Genomic DNA, 19,355 nt, shown 5'->3' with positions numbered 1-19,355 from the left:
TCATGGCCTTTTTGGTCTAGTCGCTAAGGTGTTGCACTTGAATTGTAAACTGGGGGGCCGCAACAATTATGATTCGTCCAAGTAAACCTGAAGACGCGGCGGCCGTTGTGCCGCTGATCGATTTGGTCTTTGAAGAAATGGAAGTACCCGCTTTGATGCGCATGCGCAAGCCCGATTTGTATAAGGTGTTCAGACAAGCCTTTTTGTTGCCTGACTACCGCTACGGCTACCCGCAGACCACGGTTCACGAAGGCGCAAATGGCGTGGATGGGATTCTGGTCGGCTATCCGCATGAGCAAGAAGCGCACATTGATGACGCGTTTAAACCGCTGCTCCCAAGCGTCGGGCTCCCGGTTGACCACGAACTGTTCCCGGATGTTGAAACCGATCCGGGCGAGTGGTACATCGATACCTTGGCCGTGGCCGAATCGGCGCAGCATCATGGCGTTGGCACGGCGCTGTTGAACGGCATCGTGGCGCCGCTCAAAAAGCGCGGGGTGACGCTGCTGTCCCTGAACGTTGACCAGACCAACCCCAACGCCGAGCGGCTGTATCGCAAGGTCGGCTTCAAGAAGACGCGCGAGCTGATGATCGGCTCGCACCGCTACAACCACATGACAAAAGCGATTTAAGCATGAAAAAGGCAGACCCGAAGCGGATCTGCCTTTTTTATGCTGATGGTTAAAATGATTTTGCGAATCGGTCCGGGCTTGCGGCCAAGAGCTGCCTCGCTTAAGTGCCCGAAGTGTAGGCCAGACTGCCGCGCGTCAGGGGGTTGGTCAGGTGCACGAACCGCCACCGGTCGAGGACGGCAGCGACCAAGAGGCCGGCATGGACATTGCGGGGATCGAGGATGTCGATCTTAAACGTGGTCGAGGTCGCGGCCCCCACGGCGGCAATCGTGGTCACGGTTTTCACCCCATGATAGATGTGGTACTCATTGGCGAGCAGATTCCCAAAAATCAGCCAGTTGAGGTCGGTCACAAAGACAAACTCGTGCCAGACCCCGAGCATCTTCTTCACACTGCCGGCTTTTTGGCCGTCTAAGGTCAAGTCGTAGCGGGGCGACATCCCCATGGTTTTCTGGCGGATCTCCCCGAGTTCTTGGCCGGAGATGGTGTGCAGGTTGAAACTATCATTGGCCAGGCCGTGGCGCCCGTTGAGAATGAACGCCGGGCGTGATTGGTCGTCCTTGACCACGGTGACCCCGGATTCGTGGAGCGCCTGGGCATCAATGTAGTACAGCATTGACTTCGCCGCCTTTTTCTTGTTCATTCAAGGCGATGGCCCGGTGAATGGCCTGGGCCACCCCGTCTTCAACGTTGGTTCCAGTCACGTGCCAAGCCAGCTGCTTGATTTTGGGGACGGCGTTGGCCATGGCCACACTGTATTTGGCCATGCGGATCATTGACTCATCGTTGAGGTTATCCCCGATGGCCATGACCTCAGCCATTGTGATTTGTTTAAGGGCGGCGTAGGCAGCCAATGCAGGGCCTTTTTGCGCATCCTGAGCGTTGATTTCAAGATTATTTTCGCCGCTGGACGTGACTGCTAAGCTTCCCTGCGCTTCGAGCTGGGCCTTGAGTGGGGCCAGGGCGGCTTGGCCACCATCGGCGAACACGACCACTTTGAGGATCTCGGCCTTTGGCGTGATGAATTGCCGATAGTCGTCAACATATTGCGTGGACAGGTACTGAATGCGGTGCTTGGCCTGTTCAGTGAGCTGGTCTTCTGACCAGTCAGCATGGTAATGGCGCAGGGCGTGCTTCATGTCGGCCAGGCGATGCTCGTATGAATTCGAAACGACGCCGTCTGGAACCACGAGCTCGCAGTAGAAGCCGGCCCGGTCGATCTGATCAAGCACGGCAAGCAGCAGGTCGTGCGCAAGGGGCACATGGACCTTGACCTGCCCAGCCTCGTTGTAAACCAAGGCCCCGTTGATCGTGATGAACGCCGGTTTGAGCCCGTGACGTGAAAGCCGCGGCTGGGCCTGTGGCAAGTTGCGCCCAGTGGCCACGATAAATTCAATGCCGGCAGCCTGCGCATCCCGGATCGCCTGGGCGTTGGCCGGAGAAACTTCAGAGTCGGCATTGAGCAGTGTACCGTCTAGGTCGGACGCGATCAGTTTGATCATGGCAAAACCTCCAATCATCGCAATTTTACCATAAAAGCGGATGCAAAGCGGGCCAGGCTTGAGTACACTAGACTTGGAGGTTAGTGATGAAAACACTGATTCATAATGACTGGCAGACCGTGCTGGCCCCGGTGTTCGCAGGCCCGGAGTACGCCCGGCTGCACCAGTTTCTCAAACAAGAGTACCAAACGCAGACCGTCTACCCGGAGATGCATCACATTTTCCAGGCGTTCGAATGGACGCCATTTGACCAGGTCAAAGTCGTCATTTTCGGTCAGGACCCGTATCATGGCCCGAACCAGGCGGTCGGGGCCAGCTTTGCCGTGGCGCCAGGGGTCCCGCTGCCGCCCTCACTGCAGAATATTTATAAGGAACTCCAGGATGACCTGGGCTATCCACCGGTCAGTCACGGGTATCTGAAGAGCTGGGCGCAGCAGGGCGTCCTGCTGCTCAACGCCGTGCTGACGGTGCGCGCGGGCCAGGCCAACTCGCACCGCGGCCAGGGCTGGGAAACGCTGACTGATGCCGCAATTGCCGCCTTGTCCGACCGTGGCGGGGTCGTCTTCATTCTCTGGGGAAGCTCCGCCCGGGCCAAAAAGCAGCTGATCGATCTGGGCAAAAATGCGGTGGTTGAATCCCCTCACCCGAGCCCGTTGTCCGCGTACCGTGGTTTTTTCGGCAGCCGGCCGTTTTCGCGGACCAACGCGCTGCTCGCCAAGATGGGCGAAACCCCGATCAACTGGCAGTTGCCCGCCCAGCCTGAGGCGTAAATTTTCAGTGCGGTTTGCCTGAATAATTGCTATGATAGACCCTGAACGTTGTATGCGCTAACAAAGCAATTAATGGAGGGATCATTTTGGACTTAATTCAGAGCTTGGAGCAGAAAATCACCGGCAAGAATTACAGCATCGTTTTTCCCGAAGGCACTGACCCCCGCATTCTTGGGGCAGCAGTCAGACTCGCTTCGGAAGGGCTGATCCAGCCCATCGTCCTTGGCAAGCAGAGTGAAGTCGAAGCGGTGGCCAAAGACAAAGGCTTCACGCTGGGCAAGCTGACCATCCGGGATCCGCAAACCGACCCGATTCTGCCGGAAATGGCGAAGGCCTTTTTTGACCGGCGGAATGGCAAAGCGACTGAAGACCAGGCGGAGGCCATGGTCAAAGATCCGAACTACTTCGGTACTATGCTGGTGTACATGGGCAAAGCGGATGGCATGGTTTCCGGTGCCGTCCACTCGACTGCCGACACAGTGCGGCCGGCGCTGCAGATTATCAAGACGCGGCCAGGCGTGTCGCGGACCTCTGGTGCCTTCATCATGCAGCGCGGGCGTGACGAGCGCTACCTGTTTGCCGATAACGCCATCAACATTGATCCGGATGCCCAGACCCTGGCGGAAATCGCTATCGAGTCTGCCAAAACCGCGAAGTTGTTCGACATTGACCCCAAAGTGGCCATGCTGAGCTTTTCGACGAAAGGGTCAGCCAAGGCGCCACAGGTGGATAAAGTGGTTGAAGCGACTGCTCTGGCGCATCAACAGGCCCCGGACCTGGCGCTGGACGGCGAGTTGCAGTTCGACGCGGCCTTTGTGCCAACCGTGGCTAAGCTGAAGGCGCCGGATTCCAAGGTTGCCGGGAATGCCAATGTCTTTATTTTCCCGGATCTGCAGTCAGGCAATATCGGCTACAAGATCGCCCAGCGGCTCGGCAACTTCGAAGCGATCGGGCCGATCCTGCAGGGGCTGAACAAACCGGTATCCGATCTGTCACGTGGGGCCAATGAAGAGGATGTGTACAAAGTGGCGTTGATCACCGCCGCTCAGAATCTGATCGACTAGTTATGTTAAACTGAGGATGGTTTTGAACCGTCAAATGAGCGCCGGTGCAATTGCCCGGCGCTTTTGTCTGGAGGCGCATTGATGGAATTCGACAATGAAACAGCACTGCAGGGCTTTGCCGAAAGCGTGGCACCGCACTTGGTGGGTGGCGATGTCCTGCTGCTTGACGGTGACCTTGGGGCGGGTAAAACCAGCTTCACCAAGGGCTTAGCGCGCGGGCTGGGAATCACCGATTATATCAAAAGTCCCACCTTCACCCTGATCCGGGAGTATCCGGCCGGTCGCCTGCCGCTTTACCACATGGACCTGTATCGGCTTGAAGGCGGCGGGGCCGGTGACCTGGGGCTGGAGGAATATTTTGAAGGCGATGGCGTGTCAGTGGTCGAGTGGCCGGATTACCTCGGCGAGGCCATGCCCGAGAGTTATCTCCTGATTCATTTCATTAAGGATGACTTTGACGATAACAAACGCACGCTGACCTTCGAGGCTGAAGGCTCACGCGCAAAGGCGTTGCTTGAGGCGTTGCCCATTCAGTAAGCGAGGCACAAAAAAATCATCCCGCATGGCCGGTTGGTCATCGCGAGATGATTTTTGCGTTAAGCGGTCATTTTCAGCATCGGCGCCAAGGCCGCCTGCCCGAAGCGCTGGGCCTGGGCGATCAAAATCCGCGCGCACGCGTAACTGTCCTGCAAGGCATTGTGATGATGCGCCAGCGGAATGTGCAGCGCCGCGCTGACGGTATCCAGCCGGTGGTTGGGCAGTTCAGGCATCAGCTTTTTCGCGGTCCTGGCGGTGTCGATCACCTGGTAGTGGGGCACCTGAATGTCGTAGCGCTCAAGCGTGCGCCGCAGCACAGACACATCGAACGGCGAGTTGTGCGCGGTGACCAGTTGATCCGGGGTGAAAAAGCTTTGGATGTGCGGCCACACCGCCGGAAACGTGGGCTGGCCAATCACCTGGGCGGCCGTGATGCCGTGAATGCGGACGTTTTGCGGCTCGAATGGGCCTTCCGGATCGATCAGCGTGTAGAATGAATCGACGACCCGGTTTCCCCGCACCACGACCAAGGCCAAGGAGCACGCACTCGCGCGCTGCCGGTTGGCCGTTTCAAAGTCCATTGCAATGAAGTCCATGTCAGTCTCCTATCAGTTCAGCGGTTTGCAGCTCGACCGGGCAGTGGTCTGAGCCCATGATTTCGTTGTGGATCTTTGCGTCTTTCATGTACGGCACGAAAGCGGTGCTGCCGACAAAATAGTCGATGCGCCAGCCGGCGTTGCGGGACCGCGCGTTAAACCGGTAGCTCCACCACGAGTAGGCGTCGGCGACGTCAAGGTAGAAGTGGCGGAAAGAATCGGTGAAGCCGGCTTCGAGCTGGGCGGTGAAGTCCGCGCGCTCCTCGTCGGTGAAACCGGCATTGTGGTGATTAGAGGTCGGGTTTTTCAAATCGATTTCGTGGTGTGCCACGTTCAGATCCCCGCAGTAAACCAGCGGCTTTTTCGCCGCCAGCGTCTGGGTGTAGGCGAGAAACGCCTTGTCCCAGCCCTGCCGGTAGTCCAACCGCTTCAGCTCGCTGCCGGAATTCGGGGTGTACACCGTCATGAGGTAGAATTTCGGGTACTCCAGTGTGATCACGCGGCCCTCATCATCGAATTCCGGGACCCCGATGCCGTAGGTGACATTGAGCGGTTCATGTTTGGTGAAAATGGCCGTGCCGGAGTATCCCTTGCGCTCGGCATAGTTGAAATACTGGTGGTAGCCTGGCAGGTCGAGAGTGGCTTGACCGGCCTGCATTTTGGTTTCCTGGATGCAGAACCAGTCCGCGTCCAAGGCGTTGAATGTCGTCATAAAATCGTGCTTTAAGACGGCCCGCAAGCCGTTGACGTTCCATGAAATCAATTTCATCATGTACTGCCTCCGTTCGTAATGCCTTCAGTATATAAGAAAACGGGGCGGGTCTCAAACGGCTGACGAAGGCTGATTTATGTTAAAATTAACCGGTAATTTAATTCTGGGAGGCAGATCATGACTGCAGCCGTAATCGATGGCATAACCATCTTAAAAAATGAACCACTGAGTAAGTACACCTTTACCCGCACCGGCGGGCCGGCCGATCAGCTGGCCTTTCCCCGCTCGGTCGAGGAAGTCGAAGCGCTGCTGCAGTACGCGAGCCGCCAGCACCTGCCAGTCACGGTGATTGGCAACGCCTCGAATCTGATCGTGCGCGACGGCGGCATTCGGGGGTTGACCCTGATCCTGACGGCAATGGCCAAAATCACCGTGGATGGCGACCAAGTGACTGCCCAAGCCGGCGCCCGGCTGATCGATACCACGGAAGCGGCGTACCGCGCCGGCCTGTCGGACTTTGAGTTTGCTTGCGGCATCCCGGGTAGTATCGGGGGCGCCGTTTACATGAATGCCGGGGCGTATGGCGGTGAGATCAAGGACATCCTGGTGGCGGCAACGGTGCTGACCCAGGCGGGTGAGCTGAAACGCTACGACAACGCCGGCATGGCGTTCAGCTATCGCCACAGCATCGTGCAAGACACCGGTGACGTGGTCCTGCAGGCAACCTTTCAGTTAACGCCGGCGCCTAAGCCTGACATTCGGGCCCGGATGGACAAGCTGAACGCGCGGCGGGCAAGCAAGCAGCCGCTGGAGTATCCGTCCTGCGGTTCCGTTTTCAAGCGCCCAGTCGGGCATTACGTCGGGCCGATGATCCAGCAGGCCGACCTGCAGGGCCATAAAATCGGCGGCGCCCAAATCTCAATGAAGCACGCCGGGTTCATTGTGAATATCAATCACGCCACGGCCACGGACTACATGGCGATGATCCGTTATGTGCAAAAAAATGTGCTGGCGAAATTTGGCGTCCAGCTTGAACCCGAGGTGCGCATCATCGGGACTGAACAAGCGTTGTAATGCCAATTTGAAGAAGGGAGGTGAGCGGCGTGCAGTTGGTTGAAGCGGTCTTGCTGCTCATCTCTTTGGTGATTGTCTCTAACGTCATCAGTCATTACTTGGTCGTGGTGCCAGTTTCCTTGATTCAGGTCGCGCTGGGGCTGGGGGCGGCCCTTTTTTTCAAGCTGAGCCTCGACATGCAGACGGACTGGTTCATGCTGCTGTTCACGGCCCCGCTTTTGTATAATGACGGTCGCCGTTTTCCCAAACGTGAGCTGTGGCAGCTGCGCGGCGCGATTGTGGGCAATGCCATTTTTCTGGTGTTTATCATCACTTTTCTCGGCGGGTTCTTCCTGCACTGGTTGGTGCCCGCGATGCCGCTGGCGGCCAGCTTTGCCCTGGCCGCCATCCTGGCGCCGACGGACCCGATCGCCGTTCAGTCGCTGGCCAGTCGGGTGCACCTGCCTGCAGGGTTGATGCATCTGATTGCCGGGGAAAGCCTGATCAACGATGCCAGCGGCCTGATTGGGTTTAAGTACGGAATCGCTGCGGTGATGACCGGGACGTTTATCTGGACGCAAGCCATTGGCGACTTTTTCTACATCGCCGTGGTGGGTGCACTGGCCGGTGCACTGCTGATGGGCATCATCAACCTGGTGCGGCTGTGGCTGCTTCAACAGGGCATCAACGATACGATCCTGCACGCCGTGTTGCAGCTGATCACGCCGTTTTTGATCTATCTGCTGGTCGATGACGTCATCGGCGCATCCGGCGTCATCGCGGTCGTGGTGGCCGGACTGCTCACCAACGCCAGCGGCAACCGCTTCATTTCGGCATTGCCAGAGCTGCGCATCGTGACGGAAAAAACCTGGGACATCGTCGTGTACGTCCTCAACGGCCTGATCTTCATTCTGCTGGGTCTCGAGCTGCCGGTGGCCATGCACGCAACCATTGAAAGCCGCGCGGTGTCGACGTGGCAGGCCCTGCTGGACGTGGTGCTGGTTTACCTGGTGATGCTGGCGATCCGGGTGGGCTGGACGTACGGCTACATGTGGGTTACGGCCTGGCATCAGCCCAACGCAGACCGACCCAGCGTCTACCTGGCGCTGCTGAACGGCATTGCCGGCGTGCGCGGGGCCATTTCGCTGGTCGGGGTGCTGGCGGTGCCGGTGCTTCTTCCTTCAGGGGCGCCATTTCCAGAGCGTTCGCTGATGCTATTCATCGCGGCCGGGTACATTGTTTTATCGATGATCGTGGCCACATGGGTCTTGCCGGTGATGACCAAAAATCGCGCGCCGCTGCGGTTGCGGGGCTCTGCCGTTGAGGATGCCGGCGATGTGGAGGACGCGGCCCAGCCGGCCGATGTGCGCCTAATGACCCACGCGCAGGCGCAGCGTGTGCTGTACCAGAGCGCCGTGCGCAAGCTGGAAAGCGAGCGCCGGGAAACAAATCAAAAGCCAGTCCTTGACCTGATCGACGAGTACCAGCATTTATTGCGGCGCCTGGAGCTTCAAGAAGATGACAGCGATGACTTGCCGCCGTTTATTCAGGATGAGATCGCTCTGCGGGCAGTCGGGGTGGCTGGTGAACTCGCCGCCCTGGAGCAGCTGTTTGAAGCAAATCAAGTCAGTGAGCCGCTTTACCAGAAAACCAAGCGGCGCCTGCACACGCGGGAGCGGTCGCTGACGGCCATGGCCCAGAATCATGGGCACCTGAACCTGTCAGACATTGTGGACCGGGCGAAGGCGGCGATCCCGCATTGGTGGCATAAGGTCGCGGCCGAACGGTTCGGCCGGACGCTTAATGGCGAGCGCTTGGCCGTTGAAAAAGCAATCGCCAAGGGCGGCCTGAAGGCACTGAGCGAGTACTTGCGACAGCCCGAGCACCGGGCCCGCCAGTTCAATCGTCAGGTGATTTACGCCTTGATCGTTCAGTACCGCAACCGCATCGCCACCGCCAAGGCATCGGCCAAGCAAAAGTCGCTGCAGTACGAGCAGGAAATGGCCCGGCTGCGCACTTTGGCCTTGGCCGCTGAACGGGCGGCCATCCATGATCTGCTGGAACAGGGGTACATCACGGTGGCCATGGCGCAGCGGTTATCACAAAGTGTGAACTATACTGAAAACGCCGCGGCTCTGGCCACGCTTGAGTGACGGTCCATCGCATCAATAAAATGATAGAATAGACGGGTAAGCGGGTTCCCGCAGTACCCAGTTTTGTTGCAGGGAGCCTCTGGCTGCCTGCTTTTTTTTGCCCGGAAAAAGCGCTTGGCCAGTGAGGGAGGAAACAATGGAAACCATTCAGGATCAGTTCTTTGATGGCGAGCGGCCGCTTTTTGGCAAACACGATGCCCGGCTCATTCGCACGACGTTCGGTGAAGGGGAATCCCCTTTGAAAGAGAGTCGAGACATCACGCTGCGTGACAGTACCTTTACGTGGAAGTATCCGTTGTGGTACAGCAAGCACGTGGATGTGATCAACACGATCTTTGAGACCATGAGCCGCAGCGGCATTTGGTACACCGATGATATTTCACTGCGCAACTGCAGCTTTCAGGCGCCGAAGTTGTTCCGGCGCGCGCATCACATCACGCTGCAAAACGACCACTTTTCAAACGCCGAGGAAACGCTGTGGTCGTGTTCAGACATTGCCATCGAAAATGTGGATGCCAGCGGTGATTATTTTGCCAAGGACAGTGAGAACATCTATGTGGACCACCTGAACCTGATTGGCAACTACGCGTTTGATGGTTGCCGCTACGTCGAGGTGCACAATTCCACCTTGGTCACCAAAGACGCGTTCTGGAACTGCGATCATGTGGTGATTTTTGATTCAGTGATCTCCGGTGAATACCTGGCTTGGAACACGAAGCACCTGACGCTCATCAACTGCACGATCGCCAGCGACCAAGGACTGTGCTACACGGATGATTTGACGCTCAAGAATTGCAAGATGATGGAAACGGATCTGGCCTTCGAGTACTGCACCAATATCGACGCGGAAGTCACGACGCCGATTCGCAGCGTGAAGAATCCCAGCTCGGGTAAGATCCGGGCGAAGGCGATCGGCACGCTGATCTTGGATCCGACAAAAATCGATCCGGCCAAGACTGAAATTATCTGTGATAATCAGCCCAAGGTGGTGCAGTCATGAGTGCGTTTGATCAGATCATCGATCGCAGTGGAACCGATTCGATCAAGTGGGCGGTGAAGCCCGGCGAGCTGCCCATGTGGATCGCCGATATGGACTTCAAAACCGCGCCGGCGATCATTGACGCGATGCAGCAGAAGGTCCAGTTCGGGGTGTTCGGTTATGAGGAGCCCCCGGCTGCGTACTTCAAAGCGGTGGCCGACTGGTATGAAAGCCAGCACGGCGCGCGGCCGGACCCATCGTGGATGTGGTACTGCACCGGCGTGATTCCGGCGGTTTCCTCAGTGGTGCGGCGGGTCTCACACCCTGGCGATAACGTCGTGGTGCAGGCGCCGGTTTACAACATGTTTTACCACTCGATTGAAAATAACGGCCGGCACACGCTGTCTTCAGATTTGGTTTACGATGCGGCCGCTGGGACGTATCACATCGATTTCGCAGATCTTGAGCAAAAGCTGGCAGAACCGCTGAGCACGCTGATGATCTTGTGTAATCCGCACAACCCGATCGGCAAGGCTTGGTCAAAGGCGACGCTGACCCGCATCGCGGAACTATGCTTGAAGCATCATGTGGTGCTGCTTTCAGACGAGATCCATGGCGACCTGGTCTTCGGGGCGCCGGCCTACACGCCGGTTTTCGCGCTGCCTGAAGCCCTTCGCGACAACGCGGTGATCTGTGTGTCGCCGTCCAAGACGTTCAACGTTGCGGCCCTGCACGCGGCGACGGTCATTGTGCCTGGGCAGGCGCTGCGAGAATCGGTGACGCGGGCCATTAACAACGACGAGCTGGCCGAACCCAATCTGCTTTCGCTGCCGGCGAGCATCGCGGCGTACACCCAAGGGGCGGCGTGGTTGGCCGACCTGAAGCGCGTGCTTGCGGCCAATCGGCAGCAGGTTCAAGCTTCCCTGGAAAAAATGCCGGCGGTGCGGCCGGCATTCGAGAATGCGACCTACCTGCTGTGGCTGGACATTTCGGCGCTGCACACCGACAGCGAAACCTTCTGTCGGTTCCTGCGGGCGCAGACCGGGTTGATCCTTTCGGCCGGCAGTGAGTATCGCGGCAACGGGGCTCAGTTTATCCGCATGAACATCGCCTGCCCTCAAGCCATGCTGACAGATGGGTTAGGGCGACTCGCCAAGGGCGTGCAGTTATTTGAACAACAAAATCAATAGGAGGCATTACAATGGCATCTTCGATTTTGAGTGAGACTTATACATTGGCAAATGGTGTGAAGATCCCGAAAGTGGGCTTTGGCACCTGGCAGATCCCTCAGGCAGAGGCGCAGGAAGCAGTGTATAACGCGCTGTCCCTCGGCTACCGGCACATCGACACGGCGCTCGCCTATCAAAACGAGCAAGGCGTCGGCGCGGCCATCAGTTATTCCGGGATCCCGCGTGAGCAGCTCTTTGTGACCACCAAGCTGCCCGCAGAGACGAAGACTTACGCAGGCGCGAAGAAGGACTTTGAGACGTCGCTGAAAAACCTGGGTCTTGACTACGTTGACCTGTACCTGATCCATGCGCCGTGGCCATGGGCCAAGCGCGGCAACTACGACAAGGAAAACAAAGAAGTTTGGAAAGCCATGGAGGAGATTTACCAAAGTGGCCGGGCCAAGGCAATTGGGATTTCCAACTTTGGCGTGCCGGAAATGAAGAACATTTTTGCCGGCGCCAAGGTTAAGCCGATGGTCAATCAGATCCAGTACCACGTCGGCTACACTGAAAACACCATCACCAAGTTTGCCAAGGACAACGGGTTGTTGGTCGAAGCATACTCGCCGTTAGCCACCGGCCGGCTGCTTCAGGACCCAGACCTCACGGCGATGGCCGAACAGTACAACGTGTCGATCGCGCAGCTGGCAATTAAGTTCTGCCTGCAAAATGGCGTTCTGCCGCTGCCCAAGGCGACCCACCGGTTCCACGCCGAGAGCAACACGCAGCTGGACTTCACCATCAGCGATAAGGATATGGACAAGCTGAACAGTCTCGAAGAAGAATAGTGCGGATTCAGATTGTTGCCGTTGCCTGCGGGTGACGGTTTTTTTGTGGCAAAATGACGTTTGCCCACGCGTCAAGGGCTCACCCGCTTGTCAACAAACTGTAATGAAAACGTAGCGCTTTTTGCTTGAATTCACCGCCTGACCCGGTATAATAGGCAAAGCGTACTAAACTTATGGTTTAGTTTGACAAAACCAGGGCTGGGGGTGGCCGAATGGATATTGGTCAGAAGATTCGTGATTTGAGGATTCAGAAAAATCTGACTCAAGAGGAGTTGGGGGAACGCACCGACTTGACCAAGGGGTATATTTCCCAGCTTGAGCATGATCAGTCCTCACCGTCGATGGAGACTTTTTTTGATATCTTGAACGTGCTGGGCCAAACGCCGGCCCAGTTTTTCACTGAGAATAAGAACCAGCAACTGGTATACGCGGTCGCGGATCAGACTGAATACGAGGATGAGGAGCGCGGTTACCAGCTGCGGTGGCTGGTGCCGGAGTCCAATGAGAACGAAATGGAGCCTGTCCACATCACTTTTAAGGCGGGCGGCGAATTCAAAACGTTTGAACCTTCACCGGCTGAGACTTTCATTTATGTGGTGTCAGGGCGAGTGACCCTGCAGCTGGGGAATGAGACCTATTTGGCCAAGCGCGGCGAGACGATTTATTTTCACGCCACGCAGCAGCATCGGATTGTGAACGCGGCGCGCGGCCAAAGTGTGATCCTACTCGTCGCCACGGCGTCGTATCTTTAGGGGGAGTGAAAATTGAGCAAAACGATCATTGAATTGCGGCATGTCAGCAAGGTTTACGGGGACACGACCGTGCTGAAGGACATCAACATTGAAATCGAGCAGGGCAAGTTTTACACGCTGCTGGGCCCCAGCGGTTCAGGCAAGACCACGATCTTGCGGGCGATTGCCGGTTTTCTCGATCCCACTGCTGGTGATGTGCTGTTTGACGGCAAACGGATCAACGACATCCCGGCCAACGAGCGCAAGGTCAACACTGTGTTCCAGGACTACGCCTTATTCCCACACCTGAACGTCTTCGAAAACGTGGCGTTCGGCCTCCGGATTCAAAAGCGCAGTAAAAAAGAGATCGAAACGCGGGTGCATGATGCGCTGAAAATGGTGCGGCTGGAAGGGTTGGCCGACCGCGAAATCGCCGAGCTCTCAGGCGGTCAGCAGCAGCGGGTCGCCATCGCCCGGGCCATTATCCTGGAGCCGGAAGTGCTGCTTTTGGACGAGCCGTTGTCGGCGCTTGATGCCAAGCTGCGCAAGGACATGCAGTACGAACTGCGCGAGCTGCAGCAGCGGCTGGGCATCACCTTCCTGTTTGTCACGCATGATCAGGAGGAGGCGCTGGCGCTTTCCGACGAAATCTTTGTCATGAACGATGGTGAGGTCCAGCAGTCTGGCACGCCGGTCGATATCTACGATGAGCCGGTCAACCATTTTGTTGCCGACTTCATCGGTGAATCCAACATTGTGTCCGGGCACATGGTGCAGGACTACTTGGTGGAATTCAACGGGAAGCAGTTTGAGTGTGCCGATGCGGGGATGCGTCCGAATGAAGCGGTTGAAGTGGTGCTGAGGCCAGAGGACTTAGACATCACCGCAGTGGGGGCCGGGAAGGTCACCGTTGACGTCGACACGCAATTATTCCGCGGCGACTACTACGAAATCGTGGCTTACGATGACGCCAAGAACGAGTGGCTGATTCACTCGACGAATCCCGCCAAAGACGGCGATCGGGTCGACCTGACGTTTGATCCGGAAGATATCCATGTCATGCGGTTGAACGAATCCGAGGAAGACTTTGACGCGCGGCTGGAAAGCTACGAAGGCGAATAGGAGGCGGAGAATGAAAAAATCAACGCAAAACCTGGTCTTTTACGTGCCTTACATTCTCTGGATCCTGCTGTTCGTGATCGCGCCGATGGTGCTGATCGTCTATCAATCCTTCTTCAACATTGAAGGGGACCTCACGCTCAGCAACTACGCCACTTATTTTCAATCCGGCACTTATATCATGATGACGATCAATTCGGTCTGGTACGCCTTCTTGATCACCGCGTTCACGCTGCTGATTTCCTATCCGGCCGCGTATCTGCTGCATTACGCCAAGCATAAGGAGCTGTGGCTGCTGCTGATCATCCTGCCAACCTGGATCAATTTGTTGCTGAAAGCCTACGCGTTCATCGGCATCTTCAGCCAGGATGGCGGCATCAACACGTTCCTGCGCACGGTCGGGCTCGGCACCCACCAGTTCCTGTTCACGGATTTTTCGTTCATTTTTGTTGCCAGCTACATTGAGATCCCGTTCATGATCCTGCCGATTTTTAACGGCATCGAGGAGCTGAACGAGGGGCTGGTGAACGCCAGCCGCGACCTTGGCGCCAAGTGGTGGCAGACGTTCACGCGCGTGATTCTGCCGCTGACCATGAGCGGGGTGAAGGCCGGCGTCCAAGCAGTGTTCATTCCCAGCCTGAGCCTCTTCATGCTGACTCGCCTGATTGGGGGCAACCGGGTCATCACGCTGGGGACGGCCATTGAAGAGCATTTCCTGACGACGATGAATTGGGGCATGGGCTCGACCATCGGCGTCGTGCTGATTGTCGCGATGGTCATCATCATGTTCCTGACGGGTGAGCGGAAGAAGAAGGGAGGACGGCAAGCATGAAAAAGTGGAAATGGTCGAATCTATACCTGATTTTTGTCTTCATCCTGCTGTACGTGCCGATTGCCTACCTGATCATTTACAGTTTTTCCAAGGGCGACACCATGAGCAACTTCCGGGGCTTCACCTGGGCGCATTATAGCGAGCTCTTCGCGGATACCCGGATGATCCAGATCGTGGTCGACACCTTGATGCTGGCGCTGCTGTCCAGCCTGATCGCGACGATCGTGGGGACTTTGGGGGCGCTGGCGATCAGCCGGACGAGCAAGCCCGTCCTGAAAAATACGATCCTGTCGCTGAACAACATTTTGATGGTTTCACCGGATGTCATCATCGGCGCCAGTTTTCTGATCTTTTTCACGGCGCTGCATGTGCCGCTCGGGTTCTTGTCCGTGCTGCTCAGCCACATCGCCTTCTCGATTCCCATCGTGGTGCTGATGGTGCTGCCGCGGCTGTCGGAGATGAGTCCGTCGCTGCTGGATGCGGCGCGGGACCTGGGGTCGACGAATACGCAGACCCTGACCCGGGTGATCATGCCGTTCATTACGCCAGGCATTCTATCCGGCTTCTTCATGGCGTTCACGTACTCGCTGGATGATTTTGCCGTGACCTTCTTCGTCACCGGGAATGGCTTCGAGACGTTGTCCGTTGAGATTTACGCGCGGGCGCGTCAGGGCATCAGCCTGGAGATCAACGCGCTGTCAGGGGTCATGTTCATTTTCTCCCTGGTGCTGGTCATCGGGTACTACTTCATTCAGCGCGGCACGGCTTCACACAAGGCGAAGCTGAAGGCAAAGGGGGCGGCACTCAATGAAACGACTCATTAGCATGGCTGCCGTCATACTGGCCGCCGTCATCGGGCTGGCCTTTTGGAGTAACTCGCTGCAAAAAGCCCAGGGCGCAACGGGTGATAATACGTTGAACCTGGCCAACTGGGGCGATTACATCGATCCGGCACTGGTCAAAAAGTTTGAAAAAGAGTCCGGCTACCACGTCAACTTGGAGACTTTTGACTCCAATGAAGCGATGTACACCAAGATTCAGCAAGGCGGCACCTCCTATGACCTGACCGTGCCTTCCGAATACATGGTCGAGAAAATGGCGCGCGCCAAGATGCTGATCCCGCTGGACAAAAGTAAACTGCACGGGCTGAACAATTACGGTTCGCTGTACATGAACCGGTCGTTTGATCCCGGCAACAAGTACTCGCTACCCTACTTCTGGGGAACGCTGGGGATCATTTACAATGACAAGTTTGTTTCGGCCGAAGAGGTTCAGCACTGGAACGACTTGTGGTCGCCCAAGTTCAAGGACAACATCATGCTGATCGACTCGGCACGCGACATCATGGGCTTTTCGCTGCGGTCGATGGGCAAGTCCATGAACACGACCGACCCGAATACCTTGGCGCTGGCCAAGGCAAAGCTGGATCAGATGTCACCCAACGTCAAGGCCGTCGTCGCGGATGAAATCAAGATGTACATGGCGGCCGACGAGTCTGCTTTGGCCGTGGATTGGTCAGGCGAGGCGGCCGACATGATGGCGAATAACTCACACCTGCGCTATGTGGTGCCGAGTGAAGGGTCTAACCTCTGGTTTGACAACTTGGTCATTCCGAAGACCGCCAAGCATTTCAAGGCCATTTACGCGTTTCTGAACTTCATCACGAAGCCGAAGAATGCCGCCCAAAACGCTGAGTACGTCGGTTATTCCACCCCTAACACAGCCGCCCTCAAGCTGCTGCCGAAGTCCGTGCGGAATGATAAGCAGTTCTACCCGGATGCGGATGTGATCAAGAAGTCTGAGGTTTACAAAGATCTCTCACCGAAAACGGTGGGGCTCTACAACGACTTATACTTGGAATTTAAGATGTATCGCCGTTAGAACTATCGAACGTCGATACTAAAACGCGAGAGACTCATGCTGCTAGGCAGCATTGAGTCTCTCGCGTTTTTACTGATTTAGGTTTAGACAGCGAAAATAGGAATTCCATGCACACGTCCTTAATCACTCATCAGCTAGAAATTGATTAAAATTGTTTTCCTTAGAGTCCAGAATCAAGGTTTTACCGGCGTACAAAGAAACATATATCCCGCGTTTGCGGATTGGATCTGTGATTAATTTTTGTTTGGCCATGGAATCGAGCACAAGTTTTTGCGCCTGCGTTGCCAGTTGCTTGCGGGAACTCAGCACGAGTGAGGAGACTTTTAAGGCATCGGCATGCGCCGCCAAGCGATGGTCTTGGCCGAGCGTCACGCTTTGCAGGTACATCGCCCAGTCATACTCATGTTGAGGGGCCCCGTTTTTCACCGCTTGGCAGCGCCGAATCGCTTGTGTCACTGCTGCTACTGCTTTTTGGCTTGCTCGATCGATCAGGGGTGGTCCCAGATTTTTTGACAGACGCGGGATGGGGTTGTTCGCTGTTCTGCCAATGGAGATTTGGCATGAAGATGCCGATCCCGACTAGAAATAAGCCTGCAGCCGCGGCAAGCTCCGCCAAATGACGGGAGCGCTGAAGCAAAAGGCATCCGATTGAGACAATGATTGTGAGTATGCCAAGGACAATTAAAAGCCAGCTGATATGTGCCATTGACGCTTCCTCCTGTCGCTGAACTTGCTTCCAAATCTGATTGCTTGTTATTGCGGTGAGAACTAGTCTTCATTGTGCGAGCCGAGCGGTGACCGAATGGGGTTAATGGGATGCCTTATATTAGCACGTGGGCAATCAATCTGAAAGCCTCAGCTTTGAACAGACTGTCCCTGTTGGGCGGTGGCGCAGGTTCAGGATTGTAAGGGGATTCGTGGTGGTTGGCGAAATATATCCTCAGACCCGCGAAAAAGACGGGGTCACGCAAGAGAAACGGAGGAATCACTCATGTTCAATCGAGTGTCGCTGACAGGGCATTTAGTGCGAGAAATGGAGCTGAAGAAGACGGCTGGTGGCATCAGTTACGGTTTTTTCACGCTGGCGGTCGCGCGGGGCGCACGGGATGAGCAGGGCAATCATCCCGCTGACTTTATTCGCGCCATCGTGTGGGATAAAAAGGCTGAGTTGATGGCCAGGTATTTACACAAAGGGTCATTAGTTGGGGTGGAAGGAAGATTGCAGTCATACGCGCGTGAGAACGGTGAGGGGCAGCGGCGCACCGAATTGGAGGTCGTGGCGCAAAACATTATTTTCCTCGAGTCGCAAAAGGTTTACGAGTTCAGGCAAGGTCAAAAGGCTCAGCGTGCCGGTGGTGGGGATGCCGGCTCAGGATTTACCCAGGGCGATCCCTTTGATCCCGAGAAAAAAGACGTCGCGATTCCAGAAGAGGATCTACCTTTCTAACGAGACAAGAAAAGCGCCCATCTACAGGCGCTTTTCTTATCCACGTTACTTGTTCTCGTGGAGCTGCTCATTCTTGCGCTGGACGCCTTTTAGCGCTGTATCAAACAGCAGTGCGACGTCCTCAGGTGACTTATCGCTTAAATCCTGCTGACGCAACCATTCTAGCGCGATGGCTTCATCGCGATTGGTCGGGAAAAACTGTGAAGCGTTTTCTGTTGTCATGCTCTCATCTCCTGTGCATATTATGGCACACGAGGGGCGGCTGCGGCCATTTGGCACGCTTTTTTTCGTTCAGCCCCACCTATGCCGCGTTGAGTGTTGGTTTGACCTTCACAGACGCCACCGGCTGGCGACTTGTAAATAAGCGGTTTCTCCCGTATACTAAACGCCAAATGTTTTCTCGAAGATCTGGCGGTCGCGACGCACTGCAGTCGCACAACAAAGGAGACGGCGAATGTACAAAGCAGCATTAGTTCTTGAAGGGGGCGCCTTGCGCGGCCAGTACACAGCAGGCGTGCTCGACACGTTCTTGACGCACGACGTTCATTTCGAGTTAGTCGTCGGCGTTTCTGCTGGTGCGCTGTGTGGGACGAACTATCTCTCCGAGCAGATTGGGCGCACGAACGCGATCAACACGAAGCATCGCACGGACAAGAATTATATCTCGGTCGGGCGCGCACTGCATCACCAGGACATCATCAATTTGGATTATCTTTTCGGCGAACACGGCGGCGACTGGGAGAATTTTGATGACCGAACCTACCGCACTTCCCGCAGTGAGTTTGTCGTTGTGGCGACCTCGATCGAGCTGGGTCACGCGGTTTACTTCCGGCATCCCCAAGGGCGTGATATGGTGGCCGACCTGAAGGCGAGTGCCGCGATGCCGTTCATTTCGGCTGAGGCCTACACCAGTGCGGGGCCATGCCTGGACGGCGGCATTGCCGATTCGATTCCCTTCGAGTACGCGCAGCACCGCGGGTATGACAAAGTGGTCGTCATTCGCACTCGCGAGCGTGCCTATCGCAAGTCGCCGACGAGCCAGGTCCTGCGCCGCGCCTATCAGCGCGCCTTTGCCGCCCATCCGACGTTTGTTCAGACCGCAATTGCCCGGCCGGAGATGTATAATCGGCAGGCGGCGGCCTTGGAACAATTGGAAAAGGCCAATCAGGTCTTTGTGATCGCACCTGAGCAGCCGGTGACCGTGGGCCGGCTGGAGCACGATGTCGATAAGCTGAAGGCGCTGTACCAGACCGGGACGACCGAAGCGGCTTCAGCTTTACCGGCGATGCGTGACTACCTGGAGCAGGACTAGCCAGCAGGATTAACGGCG

At 56.4% G+C, this 19,355-nt stretch carries 22 protein-coding genes; 16 read left to right on the top strand and 6 right to left on the bottom strand.

Features of this window, described 5'->3' with window-relative positions:
* The first annotated feature begins 65 nt into the window (after positions 1-65).
* Positions 66-632: a GNAT family N-acetyltransferase gene (locus tag FC75_RS02110; protein ID WP_054662534.1), complete on the top strand. Its 567-nt coding sequence runs from the start codon at positions 66-68 to the stop codon at positions 630-632.
* 100 nt (positions 633-732) lie between these two features.
* Here the strand turns inward: FC75_RS02110 and FC75_RS02105 are convergent, their stop codons facing one another.
* Complete coding sequence (locus FC75_RS02105; protein WP_056988998.1) at positions 733-1,248, bottom strand: LURP-one-related/scramblase family protein; 516 nt, start codon at positions 1,246-1,248, stop codon at positions 733-735.
* Positions 1,232-2,134 carry a Cof-type HAD-IIB family hydrolase gene (locus tag FC75_RS02100; protein WP_054662524.1) on the bottom strand — a complete coding sequence of 301 codons (903 nt, stop codon included), beginning with the start codon at positions 2,132-2,134 and terminating at the stop codon, positions 1,232-1,234. The genes FC75_RS02105 and FC75_RS02100 overlap by 17 nt, the downstream gene beginning before the upstream one ends.
* An 86-nt stretch (positions 2,135-2,220) precedes the next feature.
* Between FC75_RS02100 and FC75_RS02095 the strand changes: the two genes are divergently transcribed.
* From FC75_RS02095 to tsaE, 3 genes are all read left to right on the top strand, one after another.
* Entirely contained in the window at positions 2,221-2,904 is a 684-nt protein-coding gene (locus FC75_RS02095; protein ID WP_056988997.1) for a uracil-DNA glycosylase, read from the top strand.
* A gap of 86 nt (positions 2,905-2,990) precedes the next feature.
* Positions 2,991-3,968, top strand: coding sequence for a phosphate acetyltransferase (gene pta / locus FC75_RS02090; RefSeq protein WP_056988996.1), 978 nt, complete (start codon positions 2,991-2,993; stop codon positions 3,966-3,968).
* An 81-nt stretch (positions 3,969-4,049) separates the two neighbouring features.
* Positions 4,050-4,505, top strand: a complete 456-nt coding sequence (tsaE, locus tag FC75_RS02085; RefSeq protein ID WP_054662521.1) for a tRNA (adenosine(37)-N6)-threonylcarbamoyltransferase complex ATPase subunit type 1 TsaE — start codon at positions 4,050-4,052, stop codon at positions 4,503-4,505.
* Positions 4,506-4,564: 59 nt separating this feature from the next.
* On the opposite strand, the gene FC75_RS02080 is transcribed toward tsaE, so the two are convergent.
* Both FC75_RS02080 and FC75_RS02075 read right to left on the bottom strand, forming a co-directional pair.
* Positions 4,565-5,101, bottom strand: coding sequence for a 3'-5' exonuclease (locus tag FC75_RS02080; protein ID WP_054662518.1), 537 nt, complete (start codon positions 5,099-5,101; stop codon positions 4,565-4,567).
* 1 nt (position 5,102) lies between these two features.
* Positions 5,103-5,870, bottom strand: a complete 768-nt coding sequence (locus tag FC75_RS02075; protein ID WP_056988999.1) for an exodeoxyribonuclease III — start codon at positions 5,868-5,870, stop codon at positions 5,103-5,105.
* A gap of 120 nt (positions 5,871-5,990) precedes the next feature.
* Here FC75_RS02075 and murB point away from each other — a divergent pair, with 120 nt between their 5' ends.
* From murB to FC75_RS02025, 10 genes are all read left to right on the top strand, one after another.
* A complete protein-coding gene (gene murB / locus FC75_RS02070) occupies positions 5,991-6,887 on the top strand; it encodes a UDP-N-acetylmuramate dehydrogenase (RefSeq protein ID WP_054662515.1) in 897 nt (298 codons plus the stop codon).
* 29 nt (positions 6,888-6,916) lie between these two features.
* Complete coding sequence (locus FC75_RS02065) at positions 6,917-9,019, top strand: cation:proton antiporter (RefSeq protein WP_056988995.1); 2,103 nt, start codon at positions 6,917-6,919, stop codon at positions 9,017-9,019.
* 136 nt (positions 9,020-9,155) lie between these two features.
* Positions 9,156-10,019, top strand: a complete 864-nt coding sequence (locus tag FC75_RS02060) for a DUF3737 family protein (RefSeq protein WP_054662512.1) — start codon at positions 9,156-9,158, stop codon at positions 10,017-10,019.
* Positions 10,016-11,188 carry a MalY/PatB family protein gene (locus FC75_RS02055; protein WP_056988994.1) on the top strand — a complete coding sequence of 391 codons (1,173 nt, stop codon included), beginning with the start codon at positions 10,016-10,018 and terminating at the stop codon, positions 11,186-11,188. Before FC75_RS02060 ends, FC75_RS02055 begins: the two co-directional genes overlap by 4 nt.
* Positions 11,189-11,199: 11 nt before the next feature.
* Complete coding sequence (locus FC75_RS02050; RefSeq protein ID WP_054662509.1) at positions 11,200-12,015, top strand: aldo/keto reductase; 816 nt, start codon at positions 11,200-11,202, stop codon at positions 12,013-12,015.
* 212 nt (positions 12,016-12,227) lie between these two features.
* The gene (locus FC75_RS02045; RefSeq protein ID WP_054662506.1) at positions 12,228-12,767 is read left to right on the top strand and encodes a helix-turn-helix domain-containing protein; all 540 of its coding nucleotides are present in this window, start codon (positions 12,228-12,230) and stop codon (positions 12,765-12,767) included.
* Positions 12,768-12,779: 12 nt separating this feature from the next.
* A complete protein-coding gene (locus FC75_RS02040) occupies positions 12,780-13,868 on the top strand; it encodes an ABC transporter ATP-binding protein (protein WP_056988993.1) in 1,089 nt (362 codons plus the stop codon).
* Between the two features lie 10 nt (positions 13,869-13,878).
* Positions 13,879-14,697 (top strand): ABC transporter permease, encoded by an 819-nt coding sequence (locus tag FC75_RS02035; RefSeq protein ID WP_056988992.1) that lies wholly within the window; start codon positions 13,879-13,881, stop codon positions 14,695-14,697.
* The gene (locus tag FC75_RS02030) at positions 14,694-15,521 is read left to right on the top strand and encodes an ABC transporter permease (RefSeq protein ID WP_056988991.1); all 828 of its coding nucleotides are present in this window, start codon (positions 14,694-14,696) and stop codon (positions 15,519-15,521) included. The genes FC75_RS02035 and FC75_RS02030 overlap by 4 nt, the downstream gene beginning before the upstream one ends.
* On the top strand, positions 15,505-16,578 hold the full coding sequence (locus tag FC75_RS02025; protein ID WP_054662500.1) for an ABC transporter substrate-binding protein: 1,074 nt from the start codon (positions 15,505-15,507) through the stop codon (positions 16,576-16,578). Before FC75_RS02030 ends, FC75_RS02025 begins: the two co-directional genes overlap by 17 nt.
* A gap of 123 nt (positions 16,579-16,701) precedes the next feature.
* Here the strand turns inward: FC75_RS02025 and FC75_RS02020 are convergent, their stop codons facing one another.
* Entirely contained in the window at positions 16,702-17,034 is a 333-nt protein-coding gene (locus FC75_RS02020) for a hypothetical protein (RefSeq protein ID WP_054662497.1), read from the bottom strand.
* A 535-nt stretch (positions 17,035-17,569) separates the two neighbouring features.
* Here FC75_RS02020 and FC75_RS02010 point away from each other — a divergent pair.
* On the top strand, positions 17,570-18,025 hold the full coding sequence (locus FC75_RS02010; protein WP_056988988.1) for a single-stranded DNA-binding protein: 456 nt from the start codon (positions 17,570-17,572) through the stop codon (positions 18,023-18,025).
* Between the two features lie 45 nt (positions 18,026-18,070).
* On the opposite strand, the gene FC75_RS12595 is transcribed toward FC75_RS02010, so the two are convergent.
* Positions 18,071-18,247: a hypothetical protein gene (locus FC75_RS12595; RefSeq protein WP_156314302.1), complete on the bottom strand. Its 177-nt coding sequence runs from the start codon at positions 18,245-18,247 to the stop codon at positions 18,071-18,073.
* Positions 18,248-18,479: 232 nt separating this feature from the next.
* Here FC75_RS12595 and FC75_RS02005 point away from each other — a divergent pair, with 232 nt between their 5' ends.
* Positions 18,480-19,337, top strand: coding sequence for a patatin-like phospholipase family protein (locus FC75_RS02005; protein ID WP_054662491.1), 858 nt, complete (start codon positions 18,480-18,482; stop codon positions 19,335-19,337).
* The last annotated feature ends 18 nt before the right edge of the window (positions 19,338-19,355 follow it).

The sequence above is a fragment of the Lacticaseibacillus camelliae DSM 22697 = JCM 13995 genome, from assembly GCF_001436615.1.
GTDB classification, from domain to species: domain Bacteria; phylum Bacillota; class Bacilli; order Lactobacillales; family Lactobacillaceae; genus Lacticaseibacillus; species Lacticaseibacillus camelliae.
The sequence above is the reverse complement of the archived record's forward strand: the minus strand, read 5'-3'. Positions and strand labels throughout refer to the sequence as shown.